The organism is Curtobacterium sp. 320 (assembly GCF_031455235.1).
Lineage (GTDB): Bacteria > Actinomycetota > Actinomycetes > Actinomycetales > Microbacteriaceae > Curtobacterium.
Genome location: NZ_JAVDSI010000002.1, coordinates 120,532 through 145,209, shown reverse-complemented (window position 1 = coordinate 145,209; position 24,678 = coordinate 120,532). Strand labels below are relative to the sequence as shown.

Genomic DNA, 24,678 nt, shown 5'->3' with positions numbered 1-24,678 from the left:
CGGCGAAATCAATCCGGGCGCGTCGCCCTGGAGGCGCGTGACGAGTGCCCTGGGCGAACGGGCGTCGCGTGGGTGATCACGCGGGGCGCGGGGCGCTCCGCCCGGCCGGGCGCGGTGGACCGGACCCACGGCCGCCGGCCGGGCGCGGTGGACCGGACCCACGGCCGCCGGACGGACGTGGCGGGCCGGCACCGCGCCTCCTGGACGCACCGGGGCGCCGTCGTGCGCGGGGTCAGGAGCCCGTGTCGGACGAGCCGTTGCCCACCGCCGAGCGGAACGTCGCCCCCGCGTCCGTGAACTCCGTGACGTACCCGCTGGCGTTGACGTTCATCGGTCCGGCGGACGCCGTGCCCACCCCGCCCGGGCCGGAGATGTCCGCCGTGAACGTGGCCCGGCCGAAGGACGTCGTCGTGACGAGCCAGCCGTTCGACACCCACCCGCCGATCGACACGGTGGGGCGGGTGTCCAGCGTCCACTTCTGGTTCGTGTACGTGTACGCGGCGTCCTGACCATAGGCGTAGAAGCTGCACCCGGCCGGTGCTGCCTCGGTCGAGGCGATGCAGCCGTCGACCCACGCGTCCACCGCCGCCTGGGCGGACCGCTTGCCCGCTGCCGTGAGCTCCGTCGTCATCGAGACGGGGCTCGAGGCGGCGCCCCCGAACCCGGTGACCGTCGCCGTCGTGGCCTTAGCGGAGTACCACTCGCCACCGTCCACCGCGACGTCGTACGTGCCGGGGAGGGCCGTGAGCGTCGCCGTGCCGTCCTTCGACGTGACCACGGACTGCCCGGCCACCGACACCTTCGTGCCCGTGGGGCCGCGCAGGCTGACGTCCACCGCACCGAGCCGCGGTGCCTCGAGCTGCCAGACCGGGAACACCCCCCAGTCGGTGCCCGTCTTGTCGAGCGTGAAGGTGGACGAGACGTCGCGCCCCGCCTGCCGCAGGTACGCCGTCACCGTGGCGGTGTCGCCGTCCGCACGCGTGGCGGCGATCCGGTACCCCGTGACGCGGTCCTTCGCCTTCGCGTAGGCGGCCTTGGTGAGGAGCAGGTCACGTTCGTCGTGCTCGATGCCCGCCACGTCGAGCGCGGCGCCCACCCGACCCGCCGTGAGGTCGTCGAGGAAGGCACGGACCGGACGGTCGGCGGCGTGCGTCGACGTGCCGACCGAGTAGCCGACCACGCCCGCGACCAGGAGCAGCACGACGGCCGCGCCACCCGCGACGATGCTGACGAGCCGACCGCGACCGAGTCGACGACGGGGCCGGGGCTGCGCTCCGGACGCCCCCGCCGGTGGTGCGTCCCGCGTGCCACGGATCGAGTCCACGGCCGGGACGGATCCCCATCCGTCGGCCTGGTGCTGGTCGGTCATCGGTCCCCCGTCGTCCTGTGGTGCTGCAGGAAGACTACCGGCGGGCACCGTCATCGCCGGGCTCCGGGCGCACCCCCGACGCGCGCGACTGGTGCCGTGCCGCGGCGATCCCGCCGACGACGCACAGGAGTGCCACGACCACCGAACCGACGACGAACGGCCCGAGTGCGTAGCCGGCCGGGAACACGAGCAGCTCGGTGAGGTCGCTCCGGACCAGGCTGTAGCCGACCGCCCCGACGCCGAGCATCACCAGGTAGCAGGTCGCCGCGGCGACGAGGCCGGTGACGCCGGGGTTGCCCTCGCGGGAGCCGACTGCGGTCGCGAGGAACACCACCACGGCACCGCCGAGCACCATCGCGGGGCCGAGGTACGGGGTGGCGTCAGGCTGGGAGATGACCTCGACGTCGGCGAGGAGGGCCTCGAAGCCGGTCACCGCGATGACGAGCGCGATGAACAGGATCGACGTCATCGTCGCGATCAACCACCGGGACATGCGGTGATCGTATCGCTGGCGGGGCTCAGGCGGGGGTGGCGTCTGCGCGCTGCGGCTCGTCGGTGTGCGTCTGCTGGTCGGCGTGGGTCGGGTCGGCGTGGGTCGCCTGGTCAGCGTGCTCCTGCGCTGCGGCGACGAGCGCGAGGGCGATCGTGGCCGTGATCACCGGGATGGACTCGGTCATCGGCGCGGCTGCGGTCGGGGCGTCGGTCGTGCTGGTCGCGTCGGGCGTGCTTGTCGCGTGCGTCGCGTCCGTCGTGTGCATTGCGTCGGGCGTGGTGGTCGCGTCGCCGTCCGCGTCCGGGCCCTGGAGGCGCGGCTCGGGTGCCAGGGCGAGCGTTGCCTCCGCCCCGTGGTCGCGCAGCGCCGGTCCGACGATCGGCAGGACCGCCGTGGTCGCCGGGGGCTCGGCGTGGAGCAGCGGCGTCTCGGTCGACGGGGCACCCCGCTTCGCCGCACGACGGGCCTTCGCCATCTTGACGAGCACGACGACCGCGACGATCGCCCAGATGCCGTTCACGATCGTCGACGGGACGGCGTGGTGCGCCGCGACGTTGATCGCCACGGCGAGCCCGCCCACGAGGTTGAACAGCTGGTACACCGGGCCGTTCGGGAGCTTGCCCATCGAGAAGTGCAGGTAACCAGCAAGGACGGTTACCGCTCCGAACCAACCGGGGAACTCCACGATTCCAGCCAACACGCGCGACTCCGGGCACGACGAGGAACGGCCGTTTCGAGCGACCGTTCGAGAGAGGGACGAGCAGCCGCGAGCGCGGGCTCAGGAGCATCGTAAGCACAGCGGGAGGCCGTGCGGAAGAGGGTGCGGCGTGGCGCGTCGGACCCCAGTTGGTGGGGGTCGGATCAGCCGTTCGTGGCGGGGTCCGCGAGCACGTAGACGTACCCGGAGAGCGACCACGATTGGTCGGCCATCGGGTCGCCGCCCGAGTCGGAACTCGTCGCTGCGACCCCGTTCACGAGGAACAGCCGCTGACCGTTCTGCACGTTCTTCGTGAAGGCGAGTGCCTGGTCGTACGACCCCTTGACGGCCGCCGTCACCGGCACGACCACGAAGTTCGCGCTCGTGATCTGGGCGTCGCTGTGCGGGGCCGGCGCCTCGGGCGTCGCTGCGGCTGTCGGCGCTGCCGACGCGGACGCCGTCGACGACGGTGACGCACTCGCGGACGGGGTCGGTTCCGCCGCCGCCACTGGTGCGTACGCCTTGGGGTCACCGATGGTGATCGACGTGACCGTGACGCCGCTGGCAGCGCCGGCGCCGTTCAGCTGGTTCAGCAGCGAGGCGGTGTCGGTCGAGGACGGGACCGAGGCCCGCAGGGAAGCCAGCTCGGCCTTCGTCGCGTCGAGCGACGTGTACGCCTCCTCGAGTCGGTGGAGTTCGGCGCGGTTCCGGGCGTTCGTCGCGTCGATGTCGGACTGCTGGGCGCTGTTGTCGGACGCCTGTGCGAGCTGCGGCTGTGCGCCGAGGAACCACCCGCCCGCGAGGACGGCCAGCGTCGCGGCCAACGCGATGATGAGGGAGAGACGGTTCTTGTTCACTTCGATCCGTCCTTCGTGTACTTACCGTCGAACGCCTTCGCGCCGAGGTGCGCCTGGATGGTCGCCGAGTACTGCCCCGTGTCCTCCTCGAGCGCGACCGACGTGATCGTCGAGTCGACGTAGCCACGGAGCTGCGAGAGGCGTGCGGTCCAGTCCGGGACCGAGGGGATGCTCGGGCTCTGGATCGTCAGCTGCATCGTCGCTGCGCGTGACCCCTGCAACGGGACGGTCGACTGCGCGAAGGACTCCGTGGAGTCCGCCGAGTCGATCGTCATCGCGGTGATGGAGACGCCGGCGGGGAGCACCGACTTCAGCTGCGCGAGTGTCGAGCTCCAGTCGATCTCGGTGGAGCCGCCGACGGACTGGGCGGCCTCGAGCAGGGCCGTGTCGTTCTCCGCCGAGCGGACCTCCGAGTAGCGCTGCTGCTGCTGCAGGAGCGAGGTGGTCTCGTTCTGCGCGGACAGGTACGACTGCGCCGTGTCGAGCTGGTGCACGTACGCGCCGCCGGAGCCCAGGGCCGCGACCGCGGCGGCGACGATCACGCCGAGCCAGGCGCGCCGCGCGATGGCCCGTTCGCGGCGCTCCGTGTGGACCTCGGGCGGGAGGAGGTCGACCCGCGGCTCACGCCCCGCGATCGAGGTGGACGCCGTCGTGCGCGGGCCGCGCGGAGCGCGACCCCGTCCGGGTCCGGTGGTGTCCTCGGGCGCTGCGGCCCGGACGTCGGTGGCGGTCATGCTGCTCGACTCCCCACTGCCAGCCCGTAGGCGACGGCGATCGCGTCCTCGTGGTCCGTCACGTCCTGCACCGGGATCGACCGCGCGAGGTCGACCCCCGCGAAGGCCGAGCCGCGCTGCACCGGGAGGTGGGTGTGCGCGGCGAGCGCCTCGGGGAGGCCGACGAGACGAGCGCCACCGCCCACGAGGACGATGCGCTCGACGTGGTCGCCCGGGCGCGTGTTGACGAAGTAGCTGATCGTGTTCCGGAGGCTCGCGATGAGCTCCGTGACGGCGTCGGCGATGACCGACACGGCGCGCGCGTCGTCCGGCGTGCGAGCGCCCGTACCGATGCCGAGGTGCCGCTTCACGACCTCGGCCTGTCCGAACTCGATGTCGAGCGCTGCCGCGAGCGTCTTGGTGACGTCGTTCCCGCCCGTCGGGATGATGCGGACGAACTGGGGGACGCCGTCGCTCACGAGGACGACGGTCGTCGTGTCGGCGCCGAGCTGGACCAGCGCCGTGGTGCCGTGCAGCCCCGGCCTGCCCACGAGGACGCGGGTGAGGGCGAACGGGATGAGGTCGACGCCGACCGGGTTGAGGCCAGCGAGCTGCGCGGCCTTGACGTTCGCGAGCACCGCGTCCTTGATCGCCGCGACGAGCAGGCCGTGCACGACGGGACCGTTGTCGCTGATCGCCTCGGCGGTCGGGTAGAAGTCGAGGATCGCGTCGCCGACGGGAACGGGGAGCATGTCCTGCACCTGGAACGGCAGGCTCTCGCGGATCTGCGCCAACGGTGCGGCCGGGACGGTCAGGTCGCGGGAGAGCACGCGTTGGTTGCCCATGCCGAGCACGACGTCCTTCGAGCGGAACCGGCCGATGGACCACAGGGAACGCAGTGCCGACGCGACCGTGTTGGGCTCGAGCACCTCGCCACGGCTGACGGCGTCCGGCGGGGTCGGGACCTCGGCGAACCGCAGGACGGTCGGGCGTGCGCGGTCGGCGTTCGCGACCTCGACCGCGCGGATCGAGGATCCCGCGATGTCGATGCCCACGATGCTCTTGCCCATGTTGCTGCTTTCGTCGAGGAGTGGTCGGTGGAGGAGGCGTCAGGCGAGTCCGAGGACCCCGAGGTAGGCGGTCCAGAGAGCGTGTCCGAAGACGATCCCGATCCACGCGCCGATCAGCATCGACGGCCCGAACGGCACGCCACCGCGCCATCGCGCACGTCGTGTGGTGACCAGCGCGATCGCGACGGTACCTCCGACCACGAAGGCGCCGAAAGCACCCACTGCGAGGGGTCCCCATCCGAGGTACGCGAGGACGAGCCCGAGGACGACGGCGAGTTTCACGTCGCCGAGCCCCATCCCGCCCGGGACCGCGACGGCCAGCGCGAGGTAGGCGCCGCCCAGGACCACCGCCCCGATCCCGGCCCGGCCGAGGGCCGCGAGGTCTCCGCTCAGCACCGAGACGACGACCAGGAGGACGGCGAGGACCACGGCGGACGGGTAGACGATCGCGTTCGGCAGGGTGTGCGTCTCGAGGTCGATCAGCGCGAGCGCGACGGAGATCGCCATGAGGTAGAGCAGGGCCGCGAGGAGGATCGCCTGGGCCGCAGGGACACGGACGGGTCCGATCACCACGGGTCCGGAGACCGCGATGGCCGCGACCGCGACGAACAGCAGTGCGGTCGACAGCTCGACGATCGGGTACCGAGGCGAGATCGGCTCGGCGCAGTCCCGGCACCGTCCGCGCAGGAGCACCCAGGAGAGCACCGGCACGTTGTCCCGACGCCGGATGGCGTGCCCGCAGCCGGGGCAGGAGCTCGGCGGCGACACCACCGAGAGGCCGGCGGGGACGCGGTGGACCACGACGTTCAGGAAGGAGCCGACGAGCAGGCCGAGCACGCCGGCGAGGACGACGACGATCGGCAGGACCTCGCCCACGCCGATCACCTGCACGCCCCCGTGCTGGTCGTCGCGCACGAGCCGTCCGCCTTGAAGGCCGCCTGCACCTCCACCTGCGTGGTCACGCCGTAGGAGGTCGACACGGGCTGGAGGAACTTCGGCGGCGCCGTGGTCAGCAGGCGCTGGTCGTAGACGTAGTTCTTCGAGAACCCCGTGCTGCCCGTGGTCGCGACGGGTCCACGCCAGTTCTGCGCGATGGAGCCGATGACCTTGAGCACACCCAGCTTCGACCCGATGTCGTAGTTCTGGTTCCAGAACGTCCCCGCGTTGCTCGCGATCGCCGCGCTGATGGTCAGGGACTCGCCGCCGGAGCGGTTGAGGAGTCGGACGCCGCTCTGGTTGCAGCGTGTGGTGTCGGTGACGTTGCCGACGCCCCACTGGTAGACGGTCGGGTAGGAGGTGCAGCGTGCGGGGTTGTAGACCTCGACGGCGTTCTGCCCGACCAGTCCGAGGATGTCGTTCGTCGCGCTGACGTAGGTGATGTCGTCCGTCACCCAGATGGTGCCGGACGACGCGATGGTCATGGCACCGGCGAACGCGCCGCTGACGAACACGTCCCCCGCCGAGCAGCTGTACGTGTCCGACGCCGACCCGGTCTGTGCGTACGAACCCGACGTGCCGCCGTTGATCCACTCGCCGGCGGCCGGGAAGCCCTGCCCGTTGCTGAAGGGCTGGTTCGTCGTGGTCGTCGTGGTCCCGTTCGATCGCACGGTGACCGTCGTCGTGCAGTACGTGTTCGTGTACTTCGAGGGGAACGTGTTCGCCGCCCAGGAGTTGACGTTGTTCGAGGCGGTCGGCACGTCCTGGACGTACATGAGGTTCGCCGGGAGGGTCGTGATGGTGGCACCGGCAGCGCTCTGCAGGTCCGAGATGGTCCCGCACAGTGCGGCGGACTTCGCGAGGTCGGCCCCCGCCTTGACCTCACCGGTCGACGCGACCACCTGGATCTGCGTCGCCTTGGACCACGGCGACCAGACGGTCATCTTGCCGTTGCCGAGGAACGACACCCGCGTCGGCCCGGTGTAGAGGCAGCCGGGACGAGGGACCGTGGTCGGGGTGTCCGTGCGGGTCTCCTGCGACATGTTCGAGTTCAGCGCGGGGAGCCCGAGGTAGGGCACCGCGGTCGCGGCGCCGCCGTTGAACACGCCGCTGCACGTCCCGCTGGACGGGCGGACGCTCGTGTCGTGCTGCTCGACGGTGCCGTTGAACACCGTCGAGCAGGCCGCGGTGAACACGTCGTTCGTCCGGATGGGACCGTTCAGGACGTCGGTCCCGGCGAACTGCACCGCCTGGCACTTCGTCCCGCTCTGCCACTGGTACATGGTGGTGCAGGAGCTGCCCGAGATCGCCGGGTTCGACGATTCGTAGTTCGTGAAGTAGAGGTAGTTGATGAAGCCGTCGCCCTTGAGGTTGGCGACCAGGGACCGCACGCTGCCGCCTGACTTGCCGGTCACGCGGACCTTCAGGACGCCCTTCGACGAGTAGTTCGAGTTGTCGACCTCGTACCGGTACCACTGATCCGTCGACCCGACGACCCCGGCCCACTTCGAGAAGGCGTCGTTGCCGTTCTGTCCGCTGAAGGTCGATCCGCTGTCCCTGCTGAACTGCGCGTCGGCGTTGCCGTAGAGGGCGTACCCGTTGTCGTTCGAGAGCTTCGACTGGTAGTCGGCGAGCCCCGCGTACGCGGCGGCGATCGCGTTCTGGAAGTTGCGGTCGGTCGCCGACTTCACGGCGCCGGACGTCGACACGGCGATCATGGTCGCGACGAGCAGCATCATGACGGTGCCGAAGATGAGCACGTTGCCGAGGATCATGCCCCGCTCGTCGCGCTGGGCCCGGTCCAGGAGTGCGTGGATCCGCCTCACGGGGTCCCTCCGGTGTTCGTCCCGTAGACCACGTTGAAGAGGTACAGGGTGTTCTGGATGTGGGTGTTCCCGGACAGGCCGGCCGTCGACGAGCCGAGCTCGAGGTTCACGCGCACGGCACGAACGTTCCCGAGCTGGGTCGCGGCGAGCGTGCCGTCCGACTGCGTCGGGACGGTGGTGCCGTTGGCCCCGAGGTACTCGAACAGCGGGTCGCCGTCGACCGTGGGGGACGCGACGGGTCCACCCACGACGACGCTGCGCGTCGGGGTCTGCGTGGTCGCGGGGAACGTCCAGAAGCCGTTGTTGGCGGTGCCGTCCCACTGGTCCAGGACGATCCGCTTCGCAGCGTTGACCGAGTACCGGATCTGGACGGGCTTGTCGGTGCTGTTGCCGTCCAGGTTGATGTAGGCGTAGAAGGTCGTCCGCGTCGGCGCGGCTTCGGTCAGCGCCGCGGCGTAGCTGCCGTCCGCCTTCGGCAACAGGCTCGCCGCGTGGACGTACCGGGTCAGCGAGTTCATCACGATCGACGCCGACCGTGCGTTCTGGTCGGACGTCGTGTTCGTCGAACCGGCCCGGAGCGTGGCGGTGAAGAAGCCGCCGACGGCGACGAGGATGACCATCGCCACGCTCACCGCGACCAGCAGCTCGGAGAGCGTGACGCCCGACTGGTCGGCGTGCAGCCGACGGAGAGCCCCGGTCACGACGTCTGCCCTCGTGGGTCGAGCGTGAGCGTGTTGTCGTAGCTGATGACCACGAGCGCGCTCTTCTGGTTCACGCGGCCGCTCGTGACCGCGTTCACGTTCGAGGCGTTCGAGGCGATCTCGTTCTTGGTCGTCGCGCCGAAGGACGTCCCCGAGTAGAGGGTCCAGGTCCCGAAGGGCAGGGCGATCGTCGCCGTGTCCGCTGACGAGAGCGGGAACTTCATCGTCATGCCGGCGGAGCACCCCGGGTCGCCGGCCGCCGGGTTCGAGGACGACACCGCGGTCACGTAGCGGCTCTTGACCCCCCTCACGGTCGCGACGCCCATCATCACGGACGCCGAGGACGGCACCCCCGGTGACGTCTCGATCGTCCCCGGTGCCGAGCCGACTGCCCCCGAGGGATTCGGTGTCGACCATGCCGACGGGTTCGGGCTGAGACAGCTCGAGGACGACGCCGAACTGTTCGAGTACGGACCCGCGTAGACGGTGTAGCCCGAGGTGAACGGGAACACCGGCAGGCTCGGCGTCGAGGCAGACGTGACGGCGAGCGAGGTGCTGGTGACGTCCCACGGCTTGACCGTGTCGAGGCCGCCGACCGTCGAGGAGAGCACCGTCACCATGTTCGTGGGGAGCGTCGCGTTGTAGCCCTTCGCGTACTGCAGCGTCAGCTGGCTCGCGCGGTCGTACACGAACGGCACCGGTGAGCTCGCACCGGCGGAGACGGTGATCGGCGACTGGGAGGACGGCTGCGCCTGGTTCGTGTCGATGCCACCGGTGGTGTTCGCGGTGACCGTGTAGTCGCCGGGTGCCACGTTGACCGCGTAGGAGCAGCCCTGTGCGTCGGTCGGCTGGACCGCCGTGGTGAGCGCGGAGCCACCGCCGCCGGAGACCGGCGTGACCGTGATGCCGACGCCCGCGTACGGGGCACCGGACGCGGTCGCCACCGAGAGGATGAGCGTGCCGTAGCCGGGGTCGGTCACGGCGTCGCTCGGGGCGATCGCCGAGGTGACCGAGGTCGAGCTCGTACCGCCGCCGCGCGGGTTCGGCCAGCTCACGGTCTCGACGACGCTCTTGTAGGCCAGCTTGCCGGTCGATGTGCCGCACGCACCGGTCGCGCCGTCGCTCTGCACCCAGGACACCGCGCGGTCGATCCGGTACTCGACGTTGCCGACCGTCTTCCGGTTGTCGGTCCCCGCCTTGCCGACGACCTTGAAGATCCCGGCGGTCGACGCCGCGGCGGTCTGCCGGAGCGTGTCGATGTCCTGCGAGGCCAGCGCCACCGCGGTCTCTCGGCCACGGGTCGTCTGGGTGAGCTGCAGGGTGTTCGCGATGCCGTAGGCGATGCCCACCGACATCACCGCGAACACCATCATCGCGACCATGACCTCGATGATCGAGAAGCCGGCTTCGGCGTCGCGCTCGTCGCGCGGGCTGAGGACGTTCCGCAGTCGTTGGATCATGGTCACCTCCTGGTCGGTGTTCGGGTGAGCGAAAGGGCGGTCCGTCCTTCGACGGACCGCCCTTCAGGCGATCAGCTAGCTCAGCAGGTGCCCTTGTCGGCCGAAGTGCTGTCGGTGATCTTGAAGTCCGTCTGCGTGCCACCCTTGCCGCCGATGCAGAACCCGGCGGTCGCGCCGGTCCCCGTCGTCTTGTAGGTGAGGACGTTGCCGGTACTCTGCGTCCAGCCGTACTGGCCGAGCGTCGACGAGTTGAAGTCGGTCGCGGCCGGCAGCGCACCGTTCTTGTCGGTCTGGTACGCGATCACCGCGGTCTTCGCGTTGGCGAGGTCCGACTTCACGGAGGCGTCCTTCGCGTTGTTCTGCACGTTGAGGTACACCGGGATGGCGATCGCGGCGAGGATGCCGATGATGATCACGACGACGAGGAGCTCGATGAGCGTGAAGCCCTTCTCGTCCTCTTCGAGGAGTCCCTTGCGGCGAGCCTCGAGCTTGCCCATGAGAGCGAAGTACATGGTGTTTCCATTCTTTCGGGAATACGATGGGAAGATTGTTCGGGGCGTGCTCGCCGCCGCTGACAAGAGTATTCAGGGCCAATTCCGGGCGGAATCCCGAGAACGGGGGGCAAGTGGGGAACGAAATACCCCCACTCCCGGGGGCAGTGGGGGTAATTCCTCCCCCGCACGAGGGGTAGCGGAAAGTCGCTCCTACTTGACGAGCGACGTGATCTGGAAGATCGGCAGGTACAGCGCAACGATCATCCCGCCGACCACCACGCCCAGGAACGCGATGAGCAACGGCTCGATGAGGGCAGTCAGGGACTCTGTGGTCGCCTCGACCTCGGCGTCGTAGAAGATCGCGATCTTCTCGAGCATGACCTCGAGCGAACCCGCGTCCTCACCGACCGCCATCATCTGCGAGACCATGCTCGGGAATACTTTCTCATTTGCGAGCGGCGCGGATATCGACTCGCCTTTCCGAACACTTTCCGCAACCCGTTCGAGTGCTTTCTGCACGACGAAGTTGTTCGACACTTCACCGACGATCTGCAATGCCTGCAGAATGGGGACGCCGGCCCCGATCATGTTCGAGAAATTGCGTGCGAACCGCGCGATGACGATCTTCTTCGTCAGCGGGCCGAACACCGGCAGACGCATCATCAGCGGGTCGCGGACGGCGCGGAAACGATCGGTGTTCTTGTTGGCGCGGAACCAGAGCCACCCGACGACGACCGCGACGGCCAGCACGGGTCCGAGCCACCGCATCGCGTGGGACATCGTCACGAGGATCTGCGTCGGCACCGGCAGCTGCCCGCCGAGGCTCGAGAACATGTCCTGGAAGATCGGCACGATGAAGATGAGCATGATGACGACCGCGAGCAGCGACATCACCAGCACGACGACCGGGTAGGTCATCGCCGACTTGATGGTCGACCGGAGCTTGTGCTCCTTCTCGAAGTTCGTCGCGATGGAGTCCATCGCCTGGTCGAGGAAGCCGCCCGTCTCACCGGCCCGGATCATGTTGATCATGATCGGCGGGAAGTCGACCGGGTACTTCGCCACGGCATCGGAGAAGGAGACACCGCGCTCGACGTCGTCCCGGACCTTGCCGAGGATCACCTTGAGCTTCTTGTTCTCCGTCTGGTCGGCGAGGATCGACAGCGCGCGGAGCAGGGAGAGCCCCGACGTGAGCATGGTCGACGCCTGGCGCGACATGATCGCCAGGTCCTTGAGCCCCACACCCTTCTCGAACCCCGGGATCTTGATCTCGGTCTGCAGTCCGGTGCCGGGCTTCGCCTCGGTGATGGCGATCGGCGAGACGCCCATGCCCCGTAGACGCTGGACGACCGCTCCTTCGGAGGACGCGTCGAGCCGTCCCTTGACGAGCTTCCCGGCGCCGTCGCGCCCCCGGTAGTCGTAGGCGAGCGACATCAGTGGCCTCCTGAGTACTTGTCGCCGAAGTCGATCTCGGACGCGGCGATCGCGGCGGCCGAGGAGTCGGACGGGGACTCGACGCGCTGCACGAGCCGGTCGAAGCCCTCGTGGTCGTGCACCTTCTCCATAGCGGCAGCCCGCGTGACGGTACCGACGTTGACGAGCTCGGCGAGGTCCTGGTCCATCGTGTGCATCCCCATGTCACGCCCGGCCTGCATGGCGGAGGTGATCTGGTACGTCTTGCCCTCGCGCACGAGGTTCCCGATGGCCGGGGTGGTCCTCATGATCTCGGTGGCGACGACCCGGCCGGCACCGTTGGCCTTCGGCACGAGCGTCTGGCAGACGACACCCTCGAGCGTCGAGGCGAGCTGCGTCCGGATCTGCCCCTGCTGGTGCGGCGGGAAGACGTCGATGACGCGGTCGATCGTGCCGGGAGCGCTCTGGGTGTGCAGCGTGGCGAACACGAGGTGGCCGGTCTCGGCCGCGGTGAGGGCGACGGAGATCGTCTCGAGGTCGCGGAGCTCGCCGATCAGGATGACGTCCGGGTCCTGGCGCAGCACGTGCTTCAGGGCAGCGGCGAACGAGTGCGTGTCTGCCCCGACCTCGCGCTGGTTGATGATCGCCTTCTTGTGGTCGTGCATGAACTCGATCGGGTCCTCGACCGTCACGATGTGGTCGGCCCGGGTCTCGTTGACGAGGTCGATGAGGGCGGCGAGCGTGGTCGACTTGCCGGAACCGGTCGGCCCGGTCACGAGCACGAGTCCGCGCGGCAGCTTGGCGAACTCCCCCACGTGCTCGGGGATGCCGAGCTGCTTGAGGGTCTTGATCTTGGTCGGGATGATGCGGAAGGCCGCGCCCCAGTTCCCGCGCTGCTGGTAGTAGTTCACGCGGAAGCGGTACTCGGGCGACAGCGAGTACGCGAAGTCGAGTTCCTGCTCGTGGTCGAACTGCCCGGCCTGCTCCACTGAGAGCAGGGTCTTGAGGGCGGCGATCACCTTGTTCCGCGCCCACGGCCCGCCGGGGACCGCCGGCCGCAGGGATCCGTCGACGCGCACGGTCGGGGCCGCGTCCGCGGTGAGGTGGAGGTCCGACGCACCCTGGTAGACGACCTGGGCGAGCGCGGTGATGAGGTCGGGGTCGGCGACCTCACGCGCGTGGCGGGTGAAGTTGATCTCGTCGTGGCCGGCGGGCGCGGGCACGTGGGTTGCCGCGACGTGGGCGACGGTCGGGAGGATCGTGGTCGGTTCCGCAGGCACGACCGGCAGGTGCTGGGCCACCGCGTCGGCGTAGCCGTAGGACGCGGTCGACGGCGGGACGGCGGCGGACGGCGTCGCGGGCCGGGCGTGCGGCTGCGCGACCGGCACGGCGACGGGGTCGCCGGACGGCGCCGGCCAGGACCCGCTCGGGACGGACGCGGAGGACGCGGCAGCACCGGGGACGGGCGCAGCCGGAGCCGGCCACGCGGTGTCACCCGACAGGTCGTAGACCGGCGCGGCCGAGGCGGGGGCGATCTGCGCCTGCACGGCCGGCGACGTCGGCTGCTGCGCCGCTGCGGCCGCGAGCCGGGCGGCGCGGCGACCACCGACCTCGTTGCCGGGGCGTCCAGGGTGCCACCCCGCGACCGGCTCGTCGCCGGGCACGGAGATGTCGTAGACGGAATCGGTCATCGTTCCACTCCCACGCCTACGCGACCACGCGCAGGATCTCGTCGATGCTCGTCATGCCGAGCTTGACCTTCTCCCACCCGTCCTGGCGGAGGGTGAGCATGCCCTGCTGCTGGGCGACGCGGCCGATCTCCGCGCTCGAGGCACGCGAGACGGCGAGGCGCTCGATCTCCTCGGTCACGGTCATGACCTCGTGCAGGGCGATGCGGCCGCGGTACCCGGTGTTCGAGCACACGGCGCAGCCGACCGGGCCGAAGAACTCCGGCACGGCGGTGTCCTCGGTGCCCACGAAGCCGAGCGCCACGAGCTGCGCCGGCGTGTACTGCGCCGGGGCCTTGCAGCGGTCGCAGAGCCGTCGTGCCAGACGCTGGGCGACCACGGAGTCGAGTGCCGACCCGACGAGGAACGGCTCGATGTCCATCTCGGTCAGTCGCGTCACGGCCGACGGGGCGTCGTTCGTGTGCAGCGTGGACAGCACGAGGTGACCGGTGAGCGATGCCTCGATCGCGATCTGCGCGGTCTCGTGGTCGCGGATCTCGCCGAGGAGCACGACGTCGGGGTCGGACCGGAGGATCGACCGCAGCGCCGACGCGAACGTGAGTCCGGCCTTCGGGTTGACCTGCACCTGGTTGATGCCGGCCATCCGGTACTCGACCGGGTCCTCGACGGTGATGACGTTGATCTCGGGACGGGCGACCGCGTTGAGGGTCGTGTAGAGCGTCGTCGACTTGCCGGACCCGGTGGGACCGGTGACGAGGATCATGCCGTACGGCTTCGAGTAGGAGCGCTGGTACGCCTGGAAGTTCTGCTCGAGCAGGTTGAGGTCCTTGAGGGACATCGACGTGTTCGTGTTGTCGAGGATCCGCATGACGACCTTCTCGCCCCACACGGTGGGGAGCGTCGCGACGCGGAGGTCGATCTGCCGGCCACCGTGGCGCACCGACATGCGGCCGTCCTGCGGCTTCCGACGCTCGGCGATGTCGATGTCGCTCATGATCTTGAGCCGGCTGATGACGCCGTTCTGGATGTTCTTCGGCGCCGGGGCCATCTCGTGCAGCACGCCGTCGATGCGGTAGCGCACCCGGACCTCGTGCTCGCCGGGCTCGATGTGGATGTCGGACGCGTGGTCCTGGATGGCCTGGGACACGAGCAGGTTGACGAACCGGACGATCGGGACGTCGTCGAGCGCGCCGTCCGTGAGGTCGACCTGCTGCTGGGTCTGCGCCGATGCCTCTTCCTCGAGCGAGGAGGTCAGGTCGTTCAGCTCGTCGTCGGCACGCAGGTAGCGGTCGAGCGCTGCGGCGAGGTCACGCTCGTCGACCTGCAGCGGCTTCACGGGGCGTCCGGAGGCGGTCCGGGCGTCGTCGATCGCCAGCACGTTCGTCGGGTTCACCATCGCGAGGACGAGGACGTCGCCCTCGAACCCGACGCCGAGCACGCCGTGCCGACGGCACAGGGCCGCCGGGAGCATCGACACCGCGGTGCCGTCGACCGGGTAGTCCGTGAGCGGGACGGTCTTGGAGTTGTTCGACGCAGCGCGCGCGGTGATGTACTGCGCCTCGCTGACGAGGCCCTGGTCGACGAGCGAGCGGATCGAACGGTCGTCGATCTCCTCGTCGCCGGTCATCGAGTCGAGGTGCTCGATCGGCAGGGCTCCGTTGAGGATGAGGATCTCGGACAGCGTGGCCATGAGCTGCGGAGCCTCCTTCGGGTCGCGCGCGGTTCGTGGGGACGAGCGCCGCAGGGGTTCGACGCCCGACCACGCTACGTCCGCACGGAACGGCCACCGCAGTCCCACAACGAGGGGGCGAGGGGGTGTTCGGTGGCCCCAGTGCAGGGGTACCCACGGGTATCGACACCGCCGACGGCGTGCGCGCCGAGGGCCGCGACGACCCCCGTCAGAGGGTCGTCGACGCGGTGACGTGCACCGGCCCCGGGACGAACCCGAGCCGCTCGTAGATGCGTCCGGCGCCGGTCGGGTTCTCGGCGTCGACGTGCAGGACCGCGGCGGACAGCCCCTCGGCACGCATCCCCTGCAGCGCGGCGTCGAGGACGATCGGCGCGAGTCCCGTCCCACGTGCCGCCCGCACGACACCGACCCAGTGCACGTACCCGAACGACCGGCCGCGAGCGGCGAAGCCGTCCGGGTCCACCTCGACGAGCGCGAAGGCCACGATCCGGCCCGACGGGTCGACGACGACGCGGCCGAGGTCGAGCCGGGCCGTCGCCGCGGTGAGGAACCCGCGCCAGTCGGACTCGACCATCGGTTGCGATCCCCAGTGGTCGCGGAAGGCGTCGTTCTTCGCGATCCGCAGCGGCTCGATGTCGTCGAGGGTCGCCGCACGCACGCTGTACCCGTCCGGCAACTGCGGGACCGCGGCACCGGCGGGCTCGTCGAGCACCGCCTGCATGTCCACCCAGTGCCGGACGGGCTCGAGTCCGGCACGGGCTGCCAGCCGGAGGGCGCCGGATCCCTGCGGCGCACCGAGCGAGATCGTCGCCGGCAGGTCGAGGTCGAGCGCGGCGAGTCGCTGCCGCGCGCGCCCGATGAGCCACGCGAGCACACGACGGCCGATCCCCCGGCCGCGCAGCGCGGGGTGGACCGCCCCCTCGAGCACCACGCGAGCAGCGGTGACCCGGGAGGGGACGTCGATGACGATGCCGTACGCCTGCACATGCCCATCAGCATCGACGCCGACGAGGGTGTCCCGGGCGAGATCGAGCCCTTCGGTGGACAACGTCCGCTCCAGGCTCGCTGTGGAGGGACGAGCGTGTGGGTCGTCGACCGCGGCAGCCGCCACGGCGAGGGCGTGCACGGCCTCCAGGTCGTCCCGGGTCGCCGCCCGGAAGGTCAGGCCGGCGATCGGGACCGGGAGCTCGAGGTGGGCCGGGGCGGTGATCCGTTCGCGCAGCGTTGCCATCCGCCCAGCCTGCCAGCCGGCACGGGCGCGACGGCGGAAAGTGCTCGACGCGCAGCCCTGCTCCGGGACATGATGAGTCATGGACATCACGAGCGTGACCGTGGGGCTGCCCGTCACCGACATCGAGGCGTCCTGCCTCTGGTACGGCGCCGTGTTCGAACGTGCCGAACCGGACCTCGAGCCCGACGAGGGCATCGCCGAGTACGAGGTCGGCGGCATCTGGATCCAGCTCTACGAGGACGCCGACGCCGAGGAGAACCCCGTGAGCGTCCGCTTCGGCGTCGACGACGTCGCCGCCCAACACGCACGCATCGGCGCACTCGGGATCGACATCGGCCCGGTCGAGTGCGTCGACGGAGCCGTCGACTGGTTCGACGTCCGCGATCCCGACGGCAACGTCCTGAGCCTGTTCTCCCTCGTCGACGAGACCGGCCGGGGCTCCGGACGCGACAACGGGGCGGACCGCGCGGTCTGAGCCGTCGCGCCACCAACGGGAACGGCCCCCGCATCCGAGGATGCGGGGGCCGTTCCGGTGGAGCTCAGGCTCAGTTGTAGGTGCCCGGCGTGAAGTCGTCCGACGAGAAGCTGTCGAAGTCGACGAAGCTCAGGTCGGCGTCCGAGAACGACGAGTCGTCCGCGAAGATGCGGTTCGGGTACCGCTCCGCCTTCGCTTCTTCCGTCGCGTTCACGTCCACGTCGCGGTACCGGCTGAGGCCCGTCCCGGCGGGGATGAGCTTACCGATGATGACGTTCTCCTTGAGGCCGACGAGGTGGTCCTGCTTGCCCTCCATGGCCGCCTGCGTGAGCACGCGGGTGGTCTCCTGGAAGGACGCGGCGGACAGCCACGACTCGGTCGCGAGGGACGCCTTCGTGATGCCCATGACCTCCTGGCGAGCGGAAGCGGTCTTGCGACCCTCCTGCAGCGCCGCACGGTTGAGCTCGTTGTACCGCGAACGGTCCACGAGCTCGCCCGGGAGCAGGTCGGTGTCGCCGTGGTCGACGACGGTGACCTTGCGGAGCATCTGGCGCACGATGACCTCGATGTGCTTGTCGTGGATCGGCACGCCCTGCGAGCCGTACACGTCCTGCACACCGTTGACGAGGTGCTTCTGGACCTCACGGACACCCTTGACGCGGAGGACTTCCTTCGGGTCGACGGTGCCGGCGATGAACTGCTCGCCGAGCTCGACGTGCTGGCCGTCCTCGATGAGGAGCGTCGCACGCTTCAGCACCGGGTAGATGAACGGCTCGTCACCGTTGTCCGGCGTGAGGATGATGCGACGACCCTTGTCGGTGTCCTCGATCGTGGCGCGGCCGGGGGCCTCGGCGATCGGGGACGCGCCCTTGGGGGTACGCGCCTCGAAGAGCTCCGTGACACGCGGCAGACCCTGGGTGATGTCGTCGGCCGAGGCCGAACCACCCGTGTGGAAGGTACGCATCGTCAGCTGGGTACCGGGCTCACCGATGGACTGGGCGGCGATGATGCCGACCGCCTCGCCGATGTCGACGAGGTTGCCCGTGGCGAGCGAACGGCCGTAGCACTTCGCGCAGACACCGACGCTCGACTCGCAGGTCAGGACCGAGCGCACCTTGATGCTCTCGACACCGGCCGCGAGCAGCTTGTCGATGAGGACGTCACCGACGTCCTCGCCGGCCTCGGCGACGACCGTGCCCTTCGCGTCCACGGCCGGGGTGGCCAGGGTGCGGGAGTACACGGTGTTCTCGACGCGCGGGTCGCGCACGAGCTTGCCGTCGGCGCCCACGGTCGCGATCGGGAGCTCGAGGCCCCGGGTCGTGCCGCAGTCGTCCTCGCGGATGATGACGTCCTGCGAGACGTCCACGAGACGACGGGTGAGGTACCCGGAGTCCGCGGTACGGAGCGCGGTGTCGGCAAGACCCTTGCGAGCACCGTGCGTGGCGATGAAGTACTCCGCCACGGTCAGGCCCTCGCGGTACGAGTTGATGATCGGGCGGGCGATGATCTCGCCCTTCGGGTTGTTCACCAGACCACGCATACCGGCGATGTTGCGGACCTGGAGCCAGTTACCACGAGCACCGGACGACACCATGCGGTTGATGGTGTTGTCGACCGGGAAGTTGTCGCGCATCTCCTGCGCGATCTCGTTCGTGGCCTCGGTCCAGATCTTGATCAGGTCGGCGCGACGCTCGGCGTCGGTGATCAGACCCTTGTCGAACTCGCCCTGCACCTTGGCGGCCTGGACCTCGTAGCCCGCGATGATCTCCTTCTTGCGAGGAGGCGTCACGACGTCGGAGAGCGCCACGGTCACACCGGAGCGCGTGCCCCAGTAGAAGCCCGCGTCCTTGATCCGGTCCAGCGCGGCGGCCGTCTCGGTCTTGGAGTAGCGCTCGGCGAGGTCGTTGACGATCGCGGAGAGCACGCCCTTGTCGGTGACCTTCTGGACGAACGGGTAGTTCGCCGGGAGGGTCTCGTTGAAGAGCGCACGGCCCAGGGTCGTCTCGAGCAGCACGGTGTCGCCCTGCTCGTAGCCCTCGGGAGCTTCACCCTCGGCGAAGTGGACGTCCGCCATGCGGATCTTCACGAGCGCGTTGAGGTGCAGCGTGCCCTGGTCCTTCGCGAGGATGGCCTCGGCGACGGAGGAGAACGCACGGCCTTCACCCACGGCGCCCTCGCGGACGGTCGTGAGGTGGTGCAGACCGATGATCATGTCCTGTGCGGGCAGGGTCACCGGACGGCCGTCGGACGGCTTCAGGATGTTGTTCGAGGCGAGCATCAGGATGCGGGCCTCGGCCTGGGCCTCGACCGACAGCGGCAGGTGCACGGCCATCTGGTCACCGTCGAAGTCCGCGTTGAACGCAGCACACACGAGCGGGTGGAGCTGGATGGCCTTGCCCTCGACGAGCTGCGGCTCGAACGCCTGGATGCCCAGACGGTGCAGCGTCGGCGCACGGTTCAGCAGCACGGGGCGCTCGCGGATGATCTCCTCGAGCACGTCCCACACCTGCGGACGCGAACGCTCGACCATGCGCTTGGCCGACTTGATGTTCTGCGCGTGCGACAGGTCGATCAGGCGCTTGATCACGAACGGCTTGAAGAGCTCGAGCGCCATCTGCTTGGGCAGACCGCACTGGTGCAGCTTCAGCTGCGGGCCGACGATGATGACCGAACGGCCCGAGTAGTCGACGCGCTTGCCGAGCAGGTTCTGGCGGAAACGACCCTGCTTGCCCTTGAGCATGTCGCTCAGGGACTTCAGGGCGCGGTTGCCGGTACCCGTGACCGGACGACCACGACGACCGTTGTCGAACAGCGCGTCGACCGCTTCCTGCAGCATGCGCTTCTCGTTGTTCACGATGATCTCGGGGGCACCGAGGTCGAGCAGGCGGCGGAGACGGTTGTTGCGGTTGATCACACGACGGTAGAGGTCGTTGAGGTCACTCGTGGCGAAGCGGCCACCGTCGAGCTGCACCATCGGGCGCAGCTCCGGCGGGATGACCGGCACGACGTCGAGCACCATCGCGGCCGGCGAGTTGCCGGTGGCGAGGAAGGAGCTGACGACGCGCAGACGCTTGATCGCGCGGATCTTCTTCTGGCCCTTGCCCTCGGCGATCTGCAGGCGCAGCGCCTCGGCCTCGGCGGCCAGGTCGAACGCCTCGAGCCGCAGCTTGATCGCCTCGGCGCCCATGTAGGCGTCGAAGTAGATCCCGAAGCGGTCCTGGAGCTCGTGGAAGACGGCGTCCTCGGGCTTGAGGTCGCCCACCTTGAGGTTGCGGAAGTCCTCCCACACGCGCTCGAGGCGGGTGATGTCCTCGTCGAACGACTTGCGGACCTGTGACATCTCCTTCTCGGCGGTGTCCTTGGTGCGGCGCTTGACGTCGGCCTTGGCGCCCTCTTCCTCGAGCGCTGCGAGGTCGTCCTCGAGCTTCTTGAGGCGGTCGGCGATGATCGAGTCGCGCTGCCCCTCGAGGTTCTTGATCTCGAGGCGCATCTCGTTCTCGAGACCCGGCATGTCGGCGTGACGGCCCTCTTCATCGATGTCGATGATCATGTACGCCGCGAAGTAGATGACCTTCTCGAGGTCCTTCGGCGCCATGTCGAGGAGGTAGCCGAGGCGCGACGGGACGCCCTTGAAGTACCAGATGTGCGTGACGGGCGCGGCGAGCTCGATGTGGCCCATGCGCTCACGGCGGACCGAGGACTTGGTGACCTCGACGCCGCAGCGCTCGCAGACGATGCCCTTGAACCGGACACGCTTGTACTTGCCGCAGGCGCACTCCCAGTCGCGGGACGGACCGAAGATCTGCTCGCCGAACAGACCGTCCTTCTCGGGCTTGAGTGTGCGGTAGTTGATGGTCTCCGGCTTCTTGACCTCGCCGTACGACCACTGGCGGATGTCCTCGGCCGTGGCGAGACCGATCCGCAGTGCGTCAAATGAAGTTGCTTCGAGCAATGTTCTTCTCTCTAGCTGGATTCGTTACGAGTACGGGCGGGATCAGATGTCGTCGACGGACGACGACTCGAACCGCGAGGAGATGTTGATGCCGAGCTCTTCAGCGGCACGGAAGACCTCGTCGTCCGTGTCGCGGAGGCTGACCGCCTGGCCGTCGGCCGAGAGGACCTCGACGTTCAGGCAGAGCGACTGCATCTCCTTCATGAGGACCTTGAACGACTCCGGGATACCCGGCTCCTGGATGTTCTCGCCCTTGACGATCGCCTCGTAGACCTTCACGCGGCCGAGGATGTCGTCGGACTTGATCGTCAGGAGCTCCTGGAGGGCGTAGGCGGCGCCGTACGCCTCGAGCGCCCACACCTCCATCTCGCCGAAGCGCTGTCCACCGAACTGCGCCTTACCACCCAGCGGCTGCTGCGTGATCATCGAGTACGGACCGGTCGAACGGGCGTGGATCTTGTCGTCGACCAGGTGGTGCAGCTTGAGGATGTACATGTAGCCGACCGACACGGGCTCCGGGAACGGCTCGCCGGAGCGGCCGTCGAAGAGCTGCGCCTTGCCGGACGAACCGATCAGGCGCTCGCCGTCGCGGTTCGGGAGGGTCGAGTCGAGGAGGCCCTCGATCTCGCGCTCGTAGGCACCGTCGAACACCGGGGTGGCGACCTTCGTGCCGGGCTCCGCGCTGCGGGCTGCCTCGGGGAGGGCAGAAGCCCACTCCTGGATGCCCTCGACGTTCCAGCCCTGCTTCGCGAGCCACCCGAGGTGGATCTCGAGGACCTGGCCGAAGTTCATGCGGCCGGGGACGCCGAGCGGGTTGAGCACGATGTCGACGGGGGTGCCGTCGGCGAGGAACGGCATGTCCTCGACCGGGAGGATGGTCGAGATGACGCCCTTGTTGCCGTGACGACCGGCGAGCTTGTCACCCGCGGTGATCTTGCGCTTCTGGGCGATGTACACGACCACGCGCTGGTTGACGCCCGAGCCGAGCTCGTCGTCGCCGTCCTGCGAGTCGAACACCTTGACGCCGATGATCGTGCCCTCTTCACCGTGGGGCACCTTGAGCGAGGTGTCGCGGACTTCGCGCGACTTCTCGTTGAAGATGGCGCGGAGGAGGCGCTCTTCGGCGCTGAGCTCGGTCTCGCCCTTCGGCGTGACCTTGCCGACCAGGATGTCGCCGGGGCGGACCTCGGCACCGATGCGGATGATGCCGCGCTCGTCGAGGTCGGCCAGGAGGTCCGGGCTGACGTTCGGGAGGTCGCGGGTGATCTCTTCCTTGCCGAGCTTCGTGTCGCGGGCGTCGACCTCGTACTCCTCGATGTGGATCGAGGAGAGCGTGTCGTCCTTCACGAGGTTCTGCGACAGGATCATCGCGTCCTCGTAGTTGTAGCCCTCCCACGGCATGAACGCGACGAGGAGGTTCTTGCCGAGCGCGAGCTCGCCGTTCTCCGTCGCGGGGCCGTCGGCGATGACCTCGCCCTGCTCCACACGCTCACCGGCCGAGACGACCACGCGGTGGTTGTAGCTCGTGCCCTGGTTCGAGCGGTCGAACTTGCGCAGGTAGTAGGTCTGCGTGCCGCCCTCGTCGAGCTGCAGGGTCACGGCGTCGGCCGAGACCTCGGAGACGACACCGGCCTTGTCGGCGGTGACGACGTCGCCGGCGTCGATGGCGGTGTAGCCCTCCATGCCGGTGCCGACGAGCGGCGACTCGGAGCGGAGCAGCGGGACTGCCTGACGCTGCATGTTCGCACCCATGAGGGCGCGGTTCGCGTCGTCGTGCTCGAGGAACGGGATGAGCGACGTCGCGACCGACACCATCTGGCGCGGGGAGACGTCCATGTAGTCGACCTCGTCCTTGCCGACGAGCTCGACCTCGCCGCCCTTCTTCCGGACGAGCACCTTGTCGTCCTGGAAGTGGAAGGAGTCGGTGAGCGGGGCGTTCGCCTGCGCGACGACGAAGTCGTCCTCTTCCGAGGCCGTGAGGTAGTCGATGGTCGTGGTGACCTGACCGTTCACGACGCGACGGTACGGCGTCTCGATGAAGCCGAAGGAGTTGATCCGACCGAACGACGCGAGCGAGCCGATCAGGCCGATGTTCGGGCCTTCCGGGGTCTCGATCGGGCACATGCGGCCGTAGTGCGACGGGTGGACGTCACGGACCTCGACGCCGGCACGCTCACGGGACAGACCACCCGGGCCGAGGGCCGAGAGGCGACGCTTGTGCGTCAGGCCCGCGAGCGGGTTGTTCTGGTCCATGAACTGCGACAGCTGGGACGTCCCGAAGAACTCCTTGATCGCGGCGACGACCGGGCGCACGTTGATCAGGGTCTGGGGCGTGATCGCCTCGATGTCCTGCGTGGTCATGCGCTCGCGGACGACGCGCTCCATGCGGGACAGACCGGTGCGGACCTGGTTCTGGATGAGCTCACCGACGGCGCGGATGCGACGGTTGCCGAAGTGGTCGATGTCGTCCACGTCGAGGCGCAGCTGCACCGGCTCGCCGTCACGGACACCGTCGAGCGTGGTCTTCTCGGCGTGCAGCGAGACCAGGTACTTGATCGTGCGGACGATGTCCTGCACGGTCAGGACCGAGTCGCTGAGCGGCGCGTCGATGCCGAGCTTGCGGTTGACCTTGTAGCGGCCGACCTTCGCGAGGTCGTAGCGCTTCGGGTTGAAGTAGAAGTTGTCGAGGAGCGCACGCGCGGCCTCGGCGGCGACCTGCTCGCCCGGACGCAGCTTGCGGTAGATGTCCTTGAGCGCCTCTTCCTTGGTGAGGATGGCGTCCTTCTCGAGGGTCGACTCGATCGAGGCGAAGCCCTGGAACTCGTCCATGATCTCTTCGCTCGTCATGCCGAGCGCCTTGAGGAACACGGTGACCGACTGCTTGCGCTTGCGGTCGATGCGCACGCCCACCTGGTCGCGCTTGTCGATCTCGAACTCGAGCCAGGCACCACGCGACGGGATCACGCGGGCGGAGTAGATGTCCTTGTCGGAGGTCTTCTCCTGCTGACGCTCGAAGTACACGCCCGGCGAGCGGACGAGCTGCGAGACCACGACACGCTCGGTGCCGTTGATGATGAACGTGCCGCGCTCGGTCATGAGCGGGAAGTCGCCCATGAAGACGGTCTGCGTCTTGATCTCACCGGTCATGTGGTTCATGAACTCGGCGTTGACGTAGAGCGGGGCAGCGTAGGTCTTACCACGCTCCTTGCACTCGTCGATCGAGTACTTCGGGTCCTCGAGCTCGGGCGACGTGAAGCCGAGCTGCATGGTCTCGCCGAGGTCCTCGATCGGGGAGATCTCCTCGAAGATCTCCTCGAGCCCGGAGTGCAGTGCGAGGTCGGTGCGACCCTGCTCCTGGCCTTCGGCGAGGCGGGCCTTCCAGACGTCGTTGCCGACGAGCCAGTCGAAGCTCTCCGTCTGGAGTGCGAGCAGATCAGGAACCGTGAGGGTGTCCGTGATCTTGGCGAACGAGAGTCGCGAGTGGTTGCGACCGTTCTTGGGGTTGGTGGATGCGTTGGGCGCAGCAGCCAAGGGTTTGACCTCCGGTAGGCCCCGTCGGGCCGGTACTGACGAGCAGCACGTAGGTGAGTGGATTGACGCTTCAGCGCACCCC

18 protein-coding genes are annotated in these 24,678 nt (G+C 68.9%); 1 reads left to right on the top strand and 17 read right to left on the bottom strand.

Annotated elements, in window-relative coordinates; translation table 11 throughout:
• Positions 1 to 232: 232 nt before the first annotated feature.
• The 15 genes from J2X60_RS03970 to J2X60_RS03900 all read right to left on the bottom strand — a co-directional run bounded on the left by J2X60_RS03970 (position 233) and on the right by J2X60_RS03900 (position 16,638).
• Positions 233 to 1,369 carry a hypothetical protein gene (locus tag J2X60_RS03970; protein WP_309886573.1) on the bottom strand — a complete coding sequence of 379 codons (1,137 nt, stop codon included), beginning with the start codon at positions 1,367 to 1,369 and terminating at the stop codon, positions 233 to 235.
• 34 nt (positions 1,370 to 1,403) lie between these two features.
• The gene (locus tag J2X60_RS03965) at positions 1,404 to 1,862 is read right to left on the bottom strand and encodes a DUF6121 family protein (protein ID WP_070417675.1); all 459 of its coding nucleotides are present in this window, start codon (positions 1,860 to 1,862) and stop codon (positions 1,404 to 1,406) included.
• Between the two features lie 25 nt (positions 1,863 to 1,887).
• Positions 1,888 to 2,547: a hypothetical protein gene (locus J2X60_RS03960; protein WP_309886572.1), complete on the bottom strand. Its 660-nt coding sequence runs from the start codon at positions 2,545 to 2,547 to the stop codon at positions 1,888 to 1,890.
• A gap of 176 nt (positions 2,548 to 2,723) precedes the next feature.
• On the bottom strand, positions 2,724 to 3,416 hold the full coding sequence (gene pilO, locus J2X60_RS03955) for a type 4a pilus biogenesis protein PilO (protein ID WP_309886571.1): 693 nt from the start codon (positions 3,414 to 3,416) through the stop codon (positions 2,724 to 2,726).
• Positions 3,413 to 4,150, bottom strand: a complete 738-nt coding sequence (locus tag J2X60_RS03950; protein WP_083295164.1) for a hypothetical protein — start codon at positions 4,148 to 4,150, stop codon at positions 3,413 to 3,415. Before J2X60_RS03950 ends, pilO begins: the two co-directional genes overlap by 4 nt.
• Positions 4,147 to 5,199, bottom strand: a complete 1,053-nt coding sequence (pilM, locus tag J2X60_RS03945) for a type IV pilus assembly protein PilM (protein ID WP_309886570.1) — start codon at positions 5,197 to 5,199, stop codon at positions 4,147 to 4,149. The genes J2X60_RS03950 and pilM overlap by 4 nt, the downstream gene beginning before the upstream one ends.
• Before the next feature lie 39 nt (positions 5,200 to 5,238).
• Positions 5,239 to 6,114: a prepilin peptidase gene (locus tag J2X60_RS03940; protein ID WP_309886569.1), complete on the bottom strand. Its 876-nt coding sequence runs from the start codon at positions 6,112 to 6,114 to the stop codon at positions 5,239 to 5,241.
• Positions 6,081 to 7,910, bottom strand: coding sequence for a hypothetical protein (locus J2X60_RS03935; RefSeq protein WP_309886568.1), 1,830 nt, complete (start codon positions 7,908 to 7,910; stop codon positions 6,081 to 6,083). The genes J2X60_RS03940 and J2X60_RS03935 overlap by 34 nt, the downstream gene beginning before the upstream one ends.
• Before the next feature lie 47 nt (positions 7,911 to 7,957).
• Positions 7,958 to 8,662, bottom strand: a complete 705-nt coding sequence (locus J2X60_RS03930) for a type II secretion system protein J (protein ID WP_071302480.1) — start codon at positions 8,660 to 8,662, stop codon at positions 7,958 to 7,960.
• Positions 8,659 to 10,122, bottom strand: coding sequence for a prepilin-type N-terminal cleavage/methylation domain-containing protein (locus tag J2X60_RS03925; protein ID WP_309886567.1), 1,464 nt, complete (start codon positions 10,120 to 10,122; stop codon positions 8,659 to 8,661). Before J2X60_RS03925 ends, J2X60_RS03930 begins: the two co-directional genes overlap by 4 nt.
• 80 nt (positions 10,123 to 10,202) lie before the next feature.
• Positions 10,203 to 10,634 (bottom strand): prepilin-type N-terminal cleavage/methylation domain-containing protein, encoded by a 432-nt coding sequence (locus tag J2X60_RS03920; RefSeq protein ID WP_309886566.1) that lies wholly within the window; start codon positions 10,632 to 10,634, stop codon positions 10,203 to 10,205.
• Between the two features lie 192 nt (positions 10,635 to 10,826).
• The gene (locus J2X60_RS03915) at positions 10,827 to 12,050 is read right to left on the bottom strand and encodes a type II secretion system F family protein (RefSeq protein WP_083295163.1); all 1,224 of its coding nucleotides are present in this window, start codon (positions 12,048 to 12,050) and stop codon (positions 10,827 to 10,829) included.
• Positions 12,050 to 13,720, bottom strand: a complete 1,671-nt coding sequence (locus tag J2X60_RS03910; RefSeq protein ID WP_309886565.1) for a PilT/PilU family type 4a pilus ATPase — start codon at positions 13,718 to 13,720, stop codon at positions 12,050 to 12,052. Before J2X60_RS03910 ends, J2X60_RS03915 begins: the two co-directional genes overlap by 1 nt.
• A 16-nt stretch (positions 13,721 to 13,736) precedes the next feature.
• Positions 13,737 to 15,407, bottom strand: coding sequence for a GspE/PulE family protein (locus tag J2X60_RS03905; protein ID WP_071295202.1), 1,671 nt, complete (start codon positions 15,405 to 15,407; stop codon positions 13,737 to 13,739).
• Positions 15,408 to 15,615: 208 nt separating this feature from the next.
• The gene (locus J2X60_RS03900; RefSeq protein WP_309886564.1) at positions 15,616 to 16,638 is read right to left on the bottom strand and encodes a GNAT family N-acetyltransferase; all 1,023 of its coding nucleotides are present in this window, start codon (positions 16,636 to 16,638) and stop codon (positions 15,616 to 15,618) included.
• A gap of 79 nt (positions 16,639 to 16,717) precedes the next feature.
• Between J2X60_RS03900 and J2X60_RS03895 the strand changes: the two genes are divergently transcribed.
• A complete protein-coding gene (locus tag J2X60_RS03895) occupies positions 16,718 to 17,113 on the top strand; it encodes a VOC family protein (RefSeq protein WP_071295200.1) in 396 nt (131 codons plus the stop codon).
• A 70-nt stretch (positions 17,114 to 17,183) separates the two neighbouring features.
• Here J2X60_RS03895 and rpoC read toward each other — a convergent pair whose 3' ends face one another.
• Complete coding sequence (gene rpoC / locus J2X60_RS03890; protein ID WP_070417663.1) at positions 17,184 to 21,065, bottom strand: DNA-directed RNA polymerase subunit beta'; 3,882 nt, start codon at positions 21,063 to 21,065, stop codon at positions 17,184 to 17,186.
• Positions 21,066 to 21,107: 42 nt separating this feature from the next.
• Complete coding sequence (rpoB, locus tag J2X60_RS03885; RefSeq protein WP_070417662.1) at positions 21,108 to 24,596, bottom strand: DNA-directed RNA polymerase subunit beta; 3,489 nt, start codon at positions 24,594 to 24,596, stop codon at positions 21,108 to 21,110.
• Positions 24,597 to 24,678 lie beyond the last annotated feature (82 nt).